Annotated in this window: 9 protein-coding genes; 6 read left to right on the top strand and 3 right to left on the bottom strand. The window is 59.3% G+C overall.

The genetic code is table 11. The features are described 5' to 3' along the window. Positions 1 to 1095 precede the first annotated feature (1095 nt). On the top strand, positions 1096 to 2145 hold the full coding sequence (locus QRN54_RS28795) for an alcohol dehydrogenase catalytic domain-containing protein (RefSeq protein ID WP_054187103.1): 1050 nt from the start codon (positions 1096 to 1098) through the stop codon (positions 2143 to 2145). Between the two features lie 54 nt (positions 2146 to 2199). Here QRN54_RS28795 and QRN54_RS28790 read toward each other — a convergent pair whose 3' ends face one another. Both QRN54_RS28790 and QRN54_RS28785 read right to left on the bottom strand, forming a co-directional pair. Then, entirely contained in the window at positions 2200 to 3981 is a 1782-nt protein-coding gene (locus tag QRN54_RS28790; protein WP_502944078.1) for an AAA-type ATPase lid domain-containing protein, read from the bottom strand. 200 nt (positions 3982 to 4181) lie between these two features. Then, the gene (locus tag QRN54_RS28785) at positions 4182 to 6002 is read right to left on the bottom strand and encodes a sigma-54-dependent Fis family transcriptional regulator (protein ID WP_232318999.1); all 1821 of its coding nucleotides are present in this window, start codon (positions 6000 to 6002) and stop codon (positions 4182 to 4184) included. Positions 6003 to 6219: 217 nt separating this feature from the next. On the opposite strand from QRN54_RS28785, the gene QRN54_RS28780 reads away from it, so the two are divergent. From QRN54_RS28780 to QRN54_RS28760, 5 genes are all read left to right on the top strand, one after another. Further along, positions 6220 to 8139 carry a hydantoinase/oxoprolinase family protein gene (locus QRN54_RS28780; protein WP_054187105.1) on the top strand — a complete coding sequence of 640 codons (1920 nt, stop codon included), beginning with the start codon at positions 6220 to 6222 and terminating at the stop codon, positions 8137 to 8139. A gap of 62 nt (positions 8140 to 8201) precedes the next feature. Beyond that, positions 8202 to 8639: an acetone carboxylase subunit gamma gene (locus QRN54_RS28775; RefSeq protein ID WP_054187106.1), complete on the top strand. Its 438-nt coding sequence runs from the start codon at positions 8202 to 8204 to the stop codon at positions 8637 to 8639. Between the two features lie 25 nt (positions 8640 to 8664). Beyond that, the gene (locus QRN54_RS28770; RefSeq protein WP_054187107.1) at positions 8665 to 10791 is read left to right on the top strand and encodes a hydantoinase/oxoprolinase family protein; all 2127 of its coding nucleotides are present in this window, start codon (positions 8665 to 8667) and stop codon (positions 10789 to 10791) included. A gap of 45 nt (positions 10792 to 10836) precedes the next feature. Continuing rightward, a complete protein-coding gene (locus tag QRN54_RS28765) occupies positions 10837 to 13167 on the top strand; it encodes a hydantoinase B/oxoprolinase family protein (RefSeq protein ID WP_054187108.1) in 2331 nt (776 codons plus the stop codon). Positions 13168 to 13265: 98 nt separating this feature from the next. Further along, positions 13266 to 14075, top strand: coding sequence for a hypothetical protein (locus QRN54_RS28760; RefSeq protein ID WP_054187116.1), 810 nt, complete (start codon positions 13266 to 13268; stop codon positions 14073 to 14075). A gap of 104 nt (positions 14076 to 14179) precedes the next feature. Here the strand turns inward: QRN54_RS28760 and bluB are convergent, their stop codons facing one another. Beyond that, on the bottom strand, positions 14180 to 14809 hold the full coding sequence (gene bluB / locus QRN54_RS28755) for a 5,6-dimethylbenzimidazole synthase (RefSeq protein ID WP_007731309.1): 630 nt from the start codon (positions 14807 to 14809) through the stop codon (positions 14180 to 14182). Positions 14810 to 16541 lie beyond the last annotated feature (1732 nt).

The raw sequence follows: 16541 nt of genomic DNA, 5'->3' as shown, positions 1-16541 counted from the left end.
CGGGGTTCGAAAGCTGAGCAGCCCTTTCTGCTAGCGCCGGATCGATCGCCCTAATCAAGCTGTCGATCACCACCGCGGCATCAGATGTATCGGCTGACTTGGCCAAGGCAAGTACCAACGCACGTTCCAACTCCAGCCCTGTCATTCGTTCGGCGATAGCATTGAGACTTCTGCCTCGCGCGCCGGAGGGTTCGACGAGCATCAGCAACAGCCGTTCTGAACTGCAACGCAATTTATGTTTTGACCCACTTGGTATCAGCGCCGCGGCGGTGCGCTTTTCGTTCCCTTCGAGCTCGAGTACGAATGGCTCGTCCGGCGATATCATCAGTTGTACGGCATGGTGCGCGTGAGAGTCCGCATCGCCGCCAGGTCCTCGATATATAACTGCACCAGGAGTCATCGTCAGCAGTCCATCCCAGCGAGCCTGCGGGACGAATCGCGTCGACCTCATGGAAAGTACCTTCTCCCGTTCGTGAGTATTGCCGGCTATCAAACTCACACCACCAAGACTCGACCATGATGTCAGTATGCCCATGACGTGTCCCCGTCTGGAAATACTTTTTCGCGTGGAGTGCAAAATCGCCCGTGCCTGAGTAGTTTTCATCGTCGTCTCATCGCCCAAAAAACCGCCTGACGAACAACGCACATATCACAGGCAATAAACCGGCCAGACGCGATCGAACCCTGAGTCGCCAGCATGACCGACCTCAGTCCCTCGGACGTGCGAGCGCGACAGCGATGCAACCCCATTGCGAGCCTGCATGCCTGTTACCAGTCCTCCCCGCCGATCGTGGCGCTCTGACCAATAATTTCCTTCTCGAGTAGGGGGACGCGGCAACGATCAATCGCCACCGGACTACTTCGTCAGATCAGTGTGTCTCAGGCTGCCGGTGGCGGTGTCCGGAACGTGGAGCCCCCAGTTATTGATCTTCAACTTTCGAGATCTCAGATTCAGGAATTGTCCGGCCGATCGTCACCGTCGAAGAAGAGAGTGTGTCCTGAATATGCGAACACACGCATTCGACGATTTTGCCGGAATACCGTCAGCGCACCCCACCTGTGATGTGGGATTGTCGTCGAGTTAGGGAGCCAGTCATGAAAGCGCTTGTTTATCGCGGTCCGGGCAAGAAGTCGTGGGACGACGTGCCCGACCCGGCTATAGAAGAATCGACCGATGTCGTCGTCAAGGTGGAGACGACCACGATCTGCGGGACCGATCTGCATATCCTCTCCGGAGATGTAGCAGCCGTCACAGAAGGCCGTATTCTTGGCCACGAAGCCGTGGGAACTATTGTCCAGGTGGGTGATTCGGTGGCCACCTTCTCCGTCGGAGATCGCGTCCTGGTGCCAGCTGTAACCAAGTGCGGACGTTGTACCTATTGCCAATCCGGAATGCCTTCTCATTGCCAAACCGTCGGCGGGGTCGGGTGGATCCTCGGACATCTGATCGACGGAACGCAAGCAGAATTCGTTCGTGTTCCGTACGCTGACACGTCCCTATATGCGGTTCCAGACAGCATTTCCAATGAACAGGCTATTTTCCTAGCCGATTCACTCCCCACCGGATACGAGGTAGGAGTGCTGGCGGGGAAGGTTCGACCAGGCAGCACCGTGGCCGTGGTGGGCGCCGGCGCAGTCGGTCTGGCGGCGATTCTCACGACCGGATTGTGGGGTGCAGCCCGCACTATCGCAATCGACTCCAACAAGTTCCGACTCGAAAAAGCTCTCGAATTCGGAGCAACCGACGCCGTCGAGGTCGGCCCTGGGACGGTCGCCGACGTCATAGCACTGACGGATGGCTTGGGTGTCGATGTCGCCATCGAAGCGGTCGGATACCCTGAAACACTTCTGACCGCAGCGTCATTGGTCAGGCCCGGAGGCACAATCGCCAATGTAGGAGTTCACGGAACGCCAGTTGAACTGCCGATGCAGGATTTGTGGATCCAGAACCTCACCCTGACTATGGGCTTGGTCGATACGGTATCGATCCCAACGTTGTTGAAGATGGTCGGAACGGGACGTATCCGGTCTGAATTGATGGGCACACACTCGTTCACGTTCGACGAATTCGGCCGGGCCTACGACACTTTCGCTCACGCCGCCGACAACAAGGCACTGAAGGTACTCATTTCGCCTTCACCCTGATACCCATCGAAGCTCGTCGGCTGAGATTTCCGATCATATGGTGGCGACGGAGGCTCAGCCGATGTAGCTGATTCCGAAGGCATCGATCTTCCGATACAGCGACGACCGGCTGATTCCGAGCAAGGCGGCAGCTTCGTACCGGTTTCTCCCTACCTCGTACAGCGCTTGGATGATCGTGTCGCACTGAGCGGTGTCGAGTGGCGAGAGCTTACGAGTTGGATCACGAAAGTGCAGTCGTGGCAGATCCAGCGGCTGGATCTCACCAAACGGCTTGTTCGCGACCACATGTCGGAGAACATCCTTCAGTTCGCTGATATTTCCCGGCCAGGAATAGCCTTCGAATACTCGAACGACTTGCACGCCGAGGCGCAACGAGTGCCGCGTCGAAATTTCACAAAGGATGGAGCGGGCGATATCGGCGATGTCGTCGACACGATGCCGTAGTGCAGGAATGCGAGCTACCTCGTGAAAGTGTTTGCCCAACAAAGCGTATGGGCGGGTTGGGTCAATAGCGGACGTGTCGACGCACCCCACGACGACGGGCGGGTCAGTCGACTCGGAGAGTGCTGTCAGAACGCGGTTGAGGGCGCGCGCCTCGCTGATGTCGAGATGGTTCAACGATCGAAGGACCAGTAGCCGGCGCGGCTCGTGATCCAGCACAGACGTCGACCATCTATCCACCGCAATGGAGACGTCACGCCGGGTACCGCTGACGATTTCGATTCCTGCACCAGGATGCTGCGCGGCGTACATCGCCGCCACCATTGTGGTTTTTCCGGTTCCAGGTTCGCCTACGAGGAGATGATTGCGTCGCTCGGCGATATTGGTGGCGACCACTTCTCGTGCCCTCAGGTATGGATTGAGCAGCGCCTGATTCCTTTCCCGTCGCTGCTGTCTGCGTACCTCACCAGTGAGGTTTACGGTGTAATCGCGAGGGCCTACTCTGCCGATGTGCGCACCTTGGCGCTGACTAGGGTCTGCGTCGTCAGATTCACATCCGCTAGGCATGACGGTTGCAGTCAGAACGCACCCCGTCACCTCACCGAGGTGGAATACGGGCTCCGTGTCGACGGCCGCGTGCGCTCCGCTCTGAAGTGTGATTCGGCAGGCCTCGAACACCCCGTTCATCAACGCGGATCGTGCATGCGAGACCATCCCTTCGAGATCTCTGCCCGGAATCGTGCGGTGCAATGTGGACGTGTTCGTGAACAGGCAAGTGCCGTCGGTCGCGAGAACAAGATTGTCCCCGATCAGTGTCTTGGTGACGAGACACCTTGCCAAAGCCGCGGTTCGGCGGTGGTCTGCATCAGCGATCAGTGCCTGAACTTGTTGTGCGAGAAACTTCGAAACGGTTATCGCCAACGGCGAATGGTCCAAGAGGTGATTGATCACCACCACTGATCCGGAGATCGATCCGTCACTATCTCTGATGGGCGATGCTGCCTCGGCAATGGCGGACAATTCGTCATTCCAATGCTCAAGCCCTAGGACGACGGTCGGAGTTCCCAGGAGCAGACACAGATCACCCCCGTTGGTACCCAGACGTGATTCGCACACATCAGACCCGATGAGCATCCCAGTGGAATTCAACACGTAGTCCAGGGACCGGTCTCCGTCGTATCGAAAGCACAGTCGATGATTTACGTCGATCACGATGACCGAGCTTCGGCATCCGAGATCCGATTCGAAAAAGCTTGAGAGCACGGTCTTGGCAGCTTCGATCAATCGAGTCCTGCTCGGATCCTGCTCAGATAAACATGATGTCTCACCCGCATGTTTCTTTTCGCGATTCATACATCGCTTCCAGGAATCGAGTATGTCAGCACGAACGTGCACCGTGGTATCAGCGATACCGTCGCCCCGCTTCAGTGAAGAACGTGCAACGTAGAATTCAGGCGAGGTAGGGTCCGATTCCCGCAACTTCTTGCACTTTCCCTTTGATTATACTCCGTCGGGCGGAGGCGTTCCGTCGGCCGCTTGCGAATACTTGTCACGTCGAAGAAAACCATCAACTGAACGTCACTATTTCTAGTTATTTAAATCTTGTACATTTTCATTTTTCTATACAGCGACGATCTGGCAATGCCCAGATCTTTCGCTGCCCGCACCCTGTTTCCGCCGTTTTCTTCAAGTGCTTTTATTATAGTTTCTCGTTCCACGGTTTCCAGCATCCCGGAGGACTGAATCGCAATTCGACTAATTGCGATTGGAATGTCACCTACCTCAATTGTCGACGCAGATCGATTCTCTAGACATTTGGAGAGGACATCGCGCAATTCCGAGACATTGCCAGGCCAAGAATGCCCGGAGAGTTTCTCGATGACCTCAAGGCTCGCGTTTGGCGCTTCACCCCCAAATAGCTCGTTGAGGATTTCTCGAACAAGGAACGGGAGATCTGCCGCACGATGCCGGAGGGGCGGGACGTGCACTGGCGTGCGAAAGATTCTGAGGAGAGCCCGGAGGGGGGCTCGTGTGGACTCGGGCCGATCTTCATAATCTGAGATCACGGCAACGGCTCGGATGAAATATTCATTCGAGCTGCCATCGGCAAGGATTGATGCAATCCAATTTATCTCGTCGAAGCTCAACTGTTCCGCACCGTCGAACAGCAGATAGATTGGGTGGTCACAGGACATGCCTACTATTTTTTTGACATACTCATTATCGAAACCAGGTTTGACTTCAATTAGTTCTACATTCGGGCGAACGCCGAGGATGATCTCTTTGATCATCCTCGCTCTTCCCGAGCCTGGTTCTCCAATTACTGCAACAAGATCATCGTTTTCTATCGCTTTTCGCGCTATGAAAGTAGCCCTCCGCCATGAGGACGAAATATCATCGATGGTTTCAGTGCCGGAGTTGAGTCCGGAAGCCGCTGTCGGTGGATTCGAAAGATCCGATCGGTTAAGGCTTTGCAGAGAGCCCGAATTTGGCATGTCGTGGACGTTGACGAGGTCTACTATCACCACTCCAACTCCAACCACGGTCTTGCCCGAGGATATCCTGGTAGTCCTCATCTTTACGGTTCTTCGCGAAGATAGTTCTATCTCCTCGGTTACTTTCGGCGCTCGCTCCGCGAGGTAGAGCGCATGTTGGACGATTGCTCGTTGTTCTTCCGAATCGAGAAGCTTCTGCGCTCTACTTGTAGAGATCAGTACGTTCTTACCTGCTACCAGCAGCGGTAAACGAGTTTTCGCTTCCATCTTCGAGAATGCATTGAAAAGGATGCGCTGATTCAACTCTCGATCGTGAAGCAAAGCAGTTTCTATAGTCGACGCGGCGGAGCGGACAAAGCTGTGAAGCAGTGGGGTTGAGTGCTCGACCAGGCATGTCAGATCAAGTACACCCTCGATGTGGCCGGAGAGTGGATCCCGGATTGGGGCGCCCGAACACGAGTATTTCTGGAATCGCTCGTGAAAATGCGCTGCTCCTACGATGTGGACTGAACGGCCTGATTCGAGGACAGTTCCTACTCCGTTGGTTCCCACTTCGCTTTCTGCGTAACTGAACCCCGGAGACAGGGAGATCGTATCGACCCGCGCTCCGATTGTGGAATTAGTGTCGAGTCGGGAGAGCACTCGCCCCTTGTTGTCCGATATCGCGATGCTCAGCGGGATATCTTCGGTGTATTCGATGAGCTTTTCAAGTACCGGCCGCGCGTAATGAACGAGGCGTGACGCGACATCGACGTCGCCGATGAACCGAACATCCCCTCCGTGTGGGGAGACCCCGGCGGCTTGAGATCGGATCCAGGATGCCGCGACGAATTCGTCTGCCCCACCTGCCTGCGTCTCTCGGTCACCGAGGCGCAAGCGCCGTCTTGCACCGCCATTCGTGTCGTCGACGATTCCCATCATTGCGTCCTCCATATTGCCGGCCTGCTCTGGCGCCACCGACGCCTACGCGAGTACTCGCAGACGATTTGTGTCTCCAGGTAACACGCGAAAGCAAAGGAGTGGAGTGTCTCAAGGTCGGACACTCCGCTCCGTTGCGCGCGGTGTGATGCTTTCCCACGTTCGCACTCAGAGTGATGCCTATCACTTACTTTTCTCTTCGACAACGCTAGGAGCCTCGATGGAGCGTTTGATCAACATCGACAACGGCGGAACCTTGACCGACATCTGTGTCGGCAGTGGGTCCGAGTTCGCATTCACGAAGACACTGACGACCCCCGTCGATCTGTCTCAATGCCTCTTCGACGGTATGAGCAAGGTGTCCTCGGTCATCTATGGCGAGCAGAACCTTCCGGGTCTACTGCACTCGACTCAACACATCAGGTACTCCTCAACGCAAGGCACCAATGCCCTCGTGGAGAGGAAAGGTCCTCGTCTCGGGTTGATCGTCGATGATGCTGCGATCGTGGACGAACTTCGTACCGGCACAGAGTCCGAATCCCTCTTCGGCGACCTGGTCGGCCCTCGTACCGCTGTGGTCTCCGACGAACTTGTCGGCGATGCTCTGACCACGACGTTGGTCTCGGAACTCAACCGACTGACCACAGCCGGTGCCGAACGACTGATCCTTGCGGCGAAGTCCCGGGAACGTGAGGCACTGTTCAAGCGGATCGTCCTCGAAAGCTTCCCGCGACACCTACTCGGCTCGGTCCCGGTGCTGTTCAGCTGGGAATTCGCCTCGGACGACCTGCGGTCACGCCGAATCTGGTCCGGCATCATCAACTCATTCCTCCACCCCACTGTCGAGCGTTTCCTCTACAGCGCCGAACGCCGGCTGCGCAGCTACAAGATCAAGAATCCGCTGTTGATCTACCGCAACGACGGAGCTTCCTCCCGCGTCGCGAAATCCGTCGCGCTCAAGACGTACTCCTCTGGTCCGCGTGGAGGCCTGGAAGGAACGCGCGCGCTCGCCGAAGCGTACGGCCTCCCCCACGTGCTCATGATCGACGTCGGCGGAACCACCACCGACGTCGGAACGGTCAAGAACTACACCATCGCGACCGAGCGCCGCGGCCGGGTCAACGGCGTTGCGGTCTCGTACGAGCTCAGTGACGTCAAGTCCGCCGGTGTGGGCGGCAGTTCCATCATCGCGGTCGATGACGGCAAGATCGTGGTCGGCCCGGAAAGCGTCGGAGCGGCCCCCGGTCCTGCCTGCTTCGGTTTCGGCGGCAAGAAGGCAACGATCACCGACGTCAATCTGCTTCTCGGCGTTCTCGACCCCGATACATATCTCGACGGTGAAATGTTCCTCGACGCAGAGCGCTCCCGCGCGGTCATCAGCGAGAGTGTCGCCGAACCGTTGGGGATCAGCGTTGAAGAAGCGCTGATCGAGATGGCTGCCGCCTACGCCGCGAAGGTGGCGGAGTCATTTGCCACAGCCGTCGAGAGCGCAGAGACCACGACGGTTGCCGCATTCGGTGGCGGTGGCCCGATGAGTGCGTGTGATGCCGCGCGACTTGCCGGAGTGCGGCGCGTTCTCGTCCCGAAACTCGCCGCCGTGTTCTCCGCGTTCGGTATCAGCTTCTCCGACATCGCCCAGTCCTACGAGACCAACATCACCGACCGCACCTCTGCGGAAATCGCTGCGGCAGTGGATGAATTACGTGCGCGTGCAACACGCGACATGTTCCAAGAGGGATATGACATCGCTGATTGCTCGTTGGAGTGGGCATCGCTGGTCGAGGATGCCGACGGCGCGGTGACCCGGACGGAGTTCGACAGCGGACTCGACGTCAGCTCGGCTGCCGGGAACAAGACCCTCCTGGCGTTGAAGGCGATCCGGGAGCTTCCGCATTCGGTAGTCAAGGGCGGATCTCCGGAGACGAAGTCGGTCGCAGCGTCCACCATGACGCGATCGGTCCGCACTTCCGCGACTTCCGTCGAGGATCTTCCGGTCTACCAGCTCGACCAGCAGGTTGCCGGTGCGATGGCATCCGGCCCGGCGATCGTGGAAGGGCAGTTCTTCACCGCTCAGGTTCCGGCCGGCTGGGACTTGGAGATTTCCAACTCCGGCGACCTGATCCTGACCGACACCGTGTAGCCGGGGCCCGATCCCCCCGAACCATCACATCGACATTTCTCGACACGAAGGTAGCGAACATCATGCGTATCCCCATGACCGAATATCTTGCAATAGATCTCGACTCCGAGCGCTGGCTCTGCCGGGTCTGCGAGCACGATATGGGCAATGCCCGAGGGAATTACAAAGAGGGCACTCTGGTTTACGACCGAGATCCCCGCGAAATTCACCCGTCGATCCTCGATCCGGAGAAATACGAGTACACCTTCGCGCCGGATCCACTCTTCTGCCGAATCCTCGAATTCTATTGCCCTGGTTGCGGAACTCAGATCGAGACCGAATACACCCCGCCAGGGCACCCCCCGACCGTCGACATGATCTGGGACATCGACGCACTGAAGAAGCAGTGGGCCGAACGTGAGGGCGATCCGGAAACCCTGGTCAACTACGGCCCGGGCGAGAATGCGATCGCCGAGCCCCGCACAGCGCATTCGCACTCCCACTCACACGCTCAGCACTGAGACCGGATCGAAGGAGATTACTGTCATGAAACGCATTTCCGTTGATATTGGTGGAACATTCAGCGACTGCTTCTTTGTCTGGGACGACGTCTACGTCGAAGCGAAGGCTCTGACCACCCATCACAATTTGGCTCTGGGCTTCAACGAAGCTCTCGACCTGGCGTGCTCGCGTGCCGGAGTGAGCCGCAGTGATGCGCTGCGCGAGGTCGACTCGGTTCGTTATGCCACGACGCTGGGCACAAACGCACTCATCGAAGGCAAGGGCCCCAAGGTCGCCGCTCTGGTCACCCACGGATTCGAAGATACGATCCACCTTTCCCGCGGTCGCGGATACGGCGAAGGCCTCGACGGCGTCAAGCAGGGCGATATGGCGGACGCTCAACGTCCTGATCCCCTCGTGCCTCGTCACCTGGTGCGTTCGGTCAAGGAACGAGTCGACACCGTCGGCGAGATCCTGGTCCCGTTGATGGTCGACGACGTGCGCCAACAGGTGCGCGAATTGGTGGACAACGGTGCCGAGGCCATCGTCGTGGCCCTGACGAACGCAACCGAGAACTCGGCTCACGAGCAGCAGATCCTCGAGATAATCCTCGATGAATACCCCACGCACCAACTCGGCGCCATCCCGGTGCTACTCAGCAGCCAGGTTTCCGGCAGAAAGGGTGAATACGTCCGGGCGACATCGACAATCGTCGACGCCTTCCTCCACGCGACGATGTTCCACGCACTCAACCAACTGTCGAGCAACTTGCGCGAGTCCGGCTACGAGAAGCCGATGCTGGTCATTCACAATTCCGGCGGCATGGCGCAACCGAACTCCACCGATGCATTGCAGACCATTCACTCGGGGCCGATTGCCGGAGTCGGTGGCGCACAACACCTTGCAGAGACCACGGGCATCGGCGACGTCGTATCCATGGATATGGGTGGAACGTCATTCGACATCGGTCTGGTCCCCGAAGGCGGAGTTCGTCACTACGATTTCCAGCCCACCATCGGTCGCTGGCTGGTCTCGGTTCCCATGATCCACCTCAATACCCTCGGGGCCGGTGGCGGCTCCATCGCCACGTACAACCGGATCCATAATTCGGTCCAGATCGGACCCGAATCAGCGGGCTCGGACCCCGGTCCGGCATGCTACGACCGCGGCGGCCTTCAGGTCACGGTCACCGACGCCGACCTGGTGCTCGGATACCTTGATCCCGACAACTACGCCAACGGCTACATTTCGCTCAACAAGAAGCGTTCCGTCTACGCCATCGACGAAAACCTTTCCGACGAACTCGATCTGGAGGCCGTCGACGTTGCGAAGGTGATCAAGCGCACCGTCGACGAGCAGATGGCTATCGGCATCGAGAAGGAGCTGCGCTCGCGCGGCGGCCTCGTCGAGGATTACACGATGCTCGCCTACGGCGGCAACGGTCCCCTGCACGCCTGCGGTATCGCGGCCAAGGCCGGCATCAACAAGATTCTCTTCCCCCCGTACGCCTCGGTATTCTCCGCGCTCGGCGCAGGTAACATGAAGCCGCTGCACATCCACGAACGCAGCGCCTACATCGTTCTCTACGAGCCCCGCGAGCGAACCCTCTACAACCAGTACGAGCAGCTCAACTCCTACATCACCGAGCTCGAGAACAAGGGCACCGAAGACCTTGTCCGCCAGGGCTACAACCGTGACGATGTCCAATACCGCCTCGAGATGGACATGCGTTACGGCAACCAGCTGGTCACCACTGCGGTGTCCTTCGACATCAACCGGGTCGACGGTGTCGCCGATGTGCTGTACCTGATCAAGACGTTCGCCGAGATCTTCGGTCAACGCTACGGAGAAGGCACCCAGGCGCCCGAAGCCGGTGTGCGCGTGCAGACCTTGCGCGTCGCGTCGTACATCAACGGTGACGTCGTCAAGTTCGATTCCATCGACGCCGGCGGCGAGCGTGCCGTCCCGGCGCCGGTCAGTACCCGCAAGGTGCACTTCACCGATACCAGCGAGCCCGTACAAACCCCCGTCTACGACGAGACCGCTCTCCATCACGCGTACGTGATCGCCGGTCCGGCGATCGTGACGACAGAGAGCACCACGTACCTCGTCGAACCGGGCTGGCGACTGGAGCCGACCGTTCAGGGTGCCGTCTGGCTCCTCAAAGACTGACGAGCAGTCGAATCAACCACAGTTCTTTCTAAGGAGTCACACATCATGACAATTCTGGACAACGGCAGCGGCGGACCGTCTACGGACCGCGAAGACGCTCAGCAACTCAGCGCACAGGAGCAGCAGTGGGTCGACAAGTTCATGGACGAGACCACCCTGTTCCTCGGCCCCGATCCCGAGATCATGCGTAATCACACGATTGCCGAGCGCACAGCCCACGAAAGCTACTGCATGAGCTCGGATACAGATCCGATCGAGGCAGATCGCATCCGTAAACGTCTCGCCGGCTCGTTGGACGAAGCCTTCGAGATGTGCGAAAGCATGGGCGCGGCCCCCGGCGCGAAGTGGGCCGACCTCTCGGTCGCCGTCTACACCGCCGAAGGTGACGTCAGCTACCTCTCCAACCGCGGAGTGATCGCCTTCTCCGCAGTGCTGCACCACCCGATCCGTTACATCATGAAGAACTGGAAGGACGAGCCGACCGTTGGGATTCGGCCGGGAGACGGCTTCTTCCACAACGATTCGCGGTTCGGCATGGTGCACAACACCGACCAGTCGATGCTGGTGCCAGTCATGCGCGACGACCGGATCATCGCCTGGGTGGGGGCCACCATCCACGAGGGCGAAAACGGCGCCTGCGAGCCGGGCGGTATGCCCTCGGGATCGGAAACTCCCTTCGACGACGGGCTGCGTGCCTCGCCGATCAAGATCGTCGAAGGCGGTCGTCTGCGCCGGGATCTGCTGACATTCCTCCAGCACTCCACCCGTGACCCCAAGCTGATGCTCGCCGACATCAAGGTCAAGATGGGCGCCGTCAGCCGAGTGATGGACACCGTCAACCGCCTCCTCGACGAGGTCGGCGAGGAAGCCTTCGTCGCCACGCTGCGGAGCACCGTCGAGAACGTCGAAGCAGAAGTGCGGCGCCGCATTTCAGATCTCCCGGACGGCACGGTCACGTTCAACCAGTTCGTCGACTCCACCCTCAAAGAGAACATCCTGATCAAGTTCGCCTGCAAGATCACCATCAAGGGCGAGCGGATGATCGTCGACCTGACCGGTACCGGCCCCGAGATCCTCAATCGGGCGATCAACTCGCCGCTCGGATCGACCAAATCGTTCATGACGCAGGCAATCCTGTCGTACTGGTGGCCCGATCTGCCGCGCAGCACCGGCGCGCTCTCCCCCATCGAGGTCATCTCGGAGGAGCACACCTGGGCCGACGCCGGATACGACGCACCGGTCGGGCAGTCGCTGCAGGCCTCGTTCCGGGGGTTCTCGGCGCTGCAAACCGCGTACGCCAAGCTGCAGTTCTCGGCACCCACGAAGTATTCGAACGTCATCGCCCCGTGGTTCAACCAGATCAACAACTTCCTGTGGGGTGGAACCACCCAGCACAGCGAGCAGGTGGGCAACCTGTGTGCTGACCTGAACGGAATGGGCGGTGGCGCCAAGGCATTCCGCGACGGCGAAGACGGCGTCGCTCCATTGTTCTGTGCGATGGCCGACATCGCCGAGCAAGAGGTCATGGAAGAGGAGGTGCCGTTCCTGCAGTTGGTGTCCAAGCGTCTCGTCAAGGACAACCAGGGCTTCGGCAAGTATCGCGGCGGCATGGGTTACGAGATGATCGTTGCCTCACGCGGTACCCCCAGTTGGGGATTCATGACCGTGACCTCCGGCTCGAAGTTCTCGTCGGTCAGCGGAATGTTCGGCGGCTACGGCTGCCCGACCTACCCGTTGTCGATGGTCAAGAACATCAACATCTACGACATCATCCGCAAGGACCCCTCCCAGTTCGATCTGTCCATCGAACGGGTGATGAACGAGCAGCCGTACGAGGGCGGCAAGTACCTGACCGGGCACATGGGTCTGCAGTTCGACGTCGCCAAGGAAGGCGAGCTGTACATGATCAGCCAGGGCTCCGGCGGCGGCTACGGCGACATCCTCGAACGTGACCCCGAGCTCGTGATGGCGGACCTGCAGCTCGCGCGGATCTCGGACAAGGTGGCCGGCGGACTCTACGGCGTCGTCTACGAGCCCGACACCTTCGTCGTCCGCGAGGAGGAGACGAAGGTGCTGCGCGCACAGATGCGTCAGGATCGGCTCGAGCGGGGCAAGCCGTACAAGGAATTCGTTGCCGAATACGTCAAGCCCGAGCCGCCGAAAGAGTTGCTGTACTTCGGTTCCTGGGGTGACGACAACGACCAGCTGGTTGCCACGCACTGGGGCAAGAGCGAGCCGGAGCGGGTGACGGCACGTTTGGAGGATCTTCCGCTGATCATGATCCCGGACCGCCGCGTGCTCAAGATCGAGGCACTCACCAAGCGGGTACGCGAACTCGAAGCCAAGTGCGGCGAGGAAGTTCTGCACAAGTCCTGACCCAGTCGATACCGCGCGGTGATGCTTCGCCCGCCGCCGCATGGAGCCGCGGCACGCATCGCCGCGCGGTATTGCACGACCCTGACGAGGAATACCACATGACCACCAGCCTTCTCGACACGATCGCCTCGCCGCCCTCGGGCCGCCGGACCGCTCTCCTGCTCGATCACCACGCGTACGCGCAGACGGTGTTTCTCCGCAACCGAGCCGTGCCCTGGGGGGACCCCACCAGTTATGCCCGATTCTTTAACCAGGCGCAGAGTCTACTCAAGCCCGACCTCGCCGTCTTCGATCTGAATCACTTCTATACGCACCATCTCGAGCAGAACACAGGGCTGCGGGATGCGATGTCCCAGAAGAAAAGAACCGGCTACGCGCTGCGAACGATGCTCGCGGACAAGGACCTCACAAGCAGCGCCGTCGAGCTTGCCCGAACCCTGACCGCAATGGCATCAGAACCGGTGGTGTTGCAAATACCCTCCCCCATGCAGTGGCTACGGGCCACACACCATCATTCGGGTTCTCCTGATATCGACGGCCTGAGTGCCGACGACGCGGAAAACTCGTCGATGTACGTCACGGATTGGCTACGCGACTTCGCAGTACTCCCCTTCGCCGCAATACTCCTCGACGACCGACCAATAACCCCGTCCGCACCAGGTGCGTCGGTCGGATTCGACACATACACCCCGATCACCAACATCACCGCACACTATCGATTGGTCGTCGGAATGCGCGACTCCCACGGCGTAACCCTCCATCAGCAAACCGACCGCGGGGGTGTCCTGCCTGAAAGCTACTGGCTCGGAGCAGAATTAACGCTTCCCCCAGACGACTTTCACATCACACAGATCCCCGGCGCCGCGGTACCGGAAGTTGTTCTCCAACAACTTTCTCAGCTCAAGTGAAACAAGCTCATCCGAACCAACCAATTCCGAACCGAATGAACAACGTGCGGGTCGTCAAAGCCATTCAGCGGTCGTCCAGCGGGCTTAAGCCGCCCAGGCACGATTCAATAGGTTTCGTAATGGACAGCGTCGGCCAGTGGCCGGCGCTGTCGCCATCCGAAGCGTTCGAGATCCGGAACCTGTTGAAACTCGGTCACCTTCCCGACGCACAGCCACGCAATGGGGCGAACGGGTGACGGAATGCCCATGAGTTCGGTGAGGTACTTCTCGTCGTAGAACGAAACCCAGCCGATGCCGATCTCCTCGGCTACCGCGGCGAGCCACAAATTCTGAATTGCCAGTACCGCCGAGAACAGTCCGGTGTCGTCGACGGTATGACGGCCGAGGATGTTCGGGCCACCGCGCGACGGGTCGTAAGTGACGACGATGCCGGTACCGCTCTCGGCGATTCCCTCGATCTTGATGGGGTCGAACGTCGAGCGGCGATCCTCGGGCAAGGACTGCGCGAATTTCACCCGGGCATCGGCGACGTGTGCCGCGAAGGTGTCGAGCGTCTCCGGATTGCGAACGACGACAAAATCCCACGGTTGCGTGTTTCCCACGCTCGGCGCGCGATGGGCGGCGTCGAGAATGCGCATCAGAGTTTCGTCGGGGACGATCTCTCCCGAGAACTCGGCGCGAACGTCTCGGCGTCGCCGAATCGCTTCGTACACGGATACAGCTGATTCACTCACGCCCCGACGGTATAGCGGTGCAATCCCAGCATGGCGTCGGGGTGCGGTTCGACCGTTTCTTCGCGCACGCAGGCGCGGAGCGCGCCCGTCGAGCGCGCGTTCGTCGACATACCCCAGAGGAAAGATCCGTCCTACGATCAGGGTCCCATCCGGATCGCCGACACTGTCGCCACACGGCCGCTGGACGATGCGAGTTTCTTCCTGGCGCTGACAGATAGAGCCATCCCTAATTGCGCGTAAGCCCGCTTCGGCAAGCACAGGACAAGAACAAGAGAATTGAGGTGGCGGCGCGATGGTAGGCCGTGTGACGGACGAGAACGTCTTTCAACTCCGCTTGAACGAGCTCTTCTCCGGCTCCGATCGGCGCCTGACGAACGTCGCTGTGGCTCACAGCCTTCTCGCACGCGGCTGCCGAATCTCGACAGCGTATCCCTCCCAGCTTCGACACGGCGCTCGGTCGAGCCCATCGGATGAGGTGGTGTCAGCGTTGGCCGTCTACTTCGATGTCCCTCCCGGCTATTTCTTCACCATCCCCTGGTCCGGCGATCGCGCGCGCGTTCACGACGGGGACGCGGAGACAGTCGATCATCTCGCCGACCAGGAACTGAGACAGTTGCTCCGGGCCGCGAACGAACTCTCGGCGACCTCACTGGAACTGTTGTCGAATCTGGCTGCCACACAGTGTATCTCAGAAAACCACCGAAAGACGCCCACACGGACCCAACATCCTGTATTAGATCGACCGAAAACCGGCACCACGACCTCGGCGAATCAATCCCACAGATTCACCTAGCTGCGATCGATGTCCTTGCCGTTGCGGCGACAGCACAGAGATGCTCCCAGTTGTCACGATGTCTTCAGGGCGACAGTTCTGTCACTGTGCCCCACCCGGCAGAATCCAGCCAATGTTCGGCAACGAATTTGTGGGCCGAGTCTTACACGAATGTGATCACATCTTTCACCGAAGGGACGTCGAGTACATCATCCTGCAGTCGGGCGACCATGTGGGTGAAGTGCGGAATGAATCCACTTGCGATCACACGGTTGCCGGAAACACCGGCATTGACAACGGAAATGGAAAGCCCTGCTTCATCGATTCTGCGTTGCAGAGGATCCCAGTAACGTGCGTCGGCATCAATTGCCCCCGAAGCCTGAGGGAAGCCGAGTGGGTTGAGGAGCCGAGGATGTCTCCCACGGCGTAGCCGTCTGTCATGGAGCCCCGAGCGTAACCAGCGTCGATGCGGTCTCCGGGGGACCGGACATCGAGACCGGAAGCCACAAGACGCTTAAAGCCTCAGTTACTGGTTTACAGCCAGACAGTCATGCACCTCGCGCGCATAGCACCGAACTGCTGTGGGTTCTCGGCTTATGACATCAATAACCCGAGAAGGCGCGTGTGCTGTTCAGCCAGAGGAGGCCAGCCCAGGTCCGTACCCCTCTACTCGGAGCGCACTAAGGGAGTTCCGAATCAGGCCTCAACTCATACGGTCCCGCCATGGCGACCACCTCATCGAATCCCGGACCAAGTCACCGAACTCCCGAATGAAGTAGCTGTTCTCATGTCTCTTCGCTTTTCAGCAAACTATCGATGCCCACATCACCAGACGCGAACGCGGATATCGCGTGCACCTCCGGAGCGATCCAGCCGATACCTACGGTGAGCCAAGCGCTAACCGGCTCGTACCTTCAGCCGTCGCAAGAAGCCGGAGCCGGAATCAGTGCCGCTGACGGC

The organism is Rhodococcus sp. MEB032 (assembly GCF_030208925.1).
Lineage (GTDB): Bacteria > Actinomycetota > Actinomycetes > Mycobacteriales > Mycobacteriaceae > Rhodococcus_F > Rhodococcus_F qingshengii.
This window is presented reverse-complemented; position numbering and strand designations above follow the sequence as displayed.

Excerpts from the sequence above, each read along its gene's own strand:
- QRN54_RS28795 (WP_054187103.1), top strand. The coding sequence starts at position 1,096 with ATGAAAGCGCTTGTTTATCGCGGTCCGGGCAAGAAGTCGTGGGACGAC.
- QRN54_RS28785 (WP_232318999.1), bottom strand. The coding sequence starts at position 6,002 with ATGATGGGAATCGTCGACGACACGAATGGCGGTGCAAGACGGCGCTTG.
- QRN54_RS28770 (WP_054187107.1), top strand. The coding sequence starts at position 8,665 with ATGAAACGCATTTCCGTTGATATTGGTGGAACATTCAGCGACTGCTTC.
- QRN54_RS28775 (WP_054187106.1), top strand. The coding sequence starts at position 8,202 with ATGCGTATCCCCATGACCGAATATCTTGCAATAGATCTCGACTCCGAG.
- QRN54_RS28760 (WP_054187116.1), top strand. The coding sequence starts at position 13,266 with ATGACCACCAGCCTTCTCGACACGATCGCCTCGCCGCCCTCGGGCCGC.
- QRN54_RS28780 (WP_054187105.1), top strand. The coding sequence starts at position 6,220 with ATGGAGCGTTTGATCAACATCGACAACGGCGGAACCTTGACCGACATC.
- QRN54_RS28765 (WP_054187108.1), top strand. The coding sequence starts at position 10,837 with ATGACAATTCTGGACAACGGCAGCGGCGGACCGTCTACGGACCGCGAA.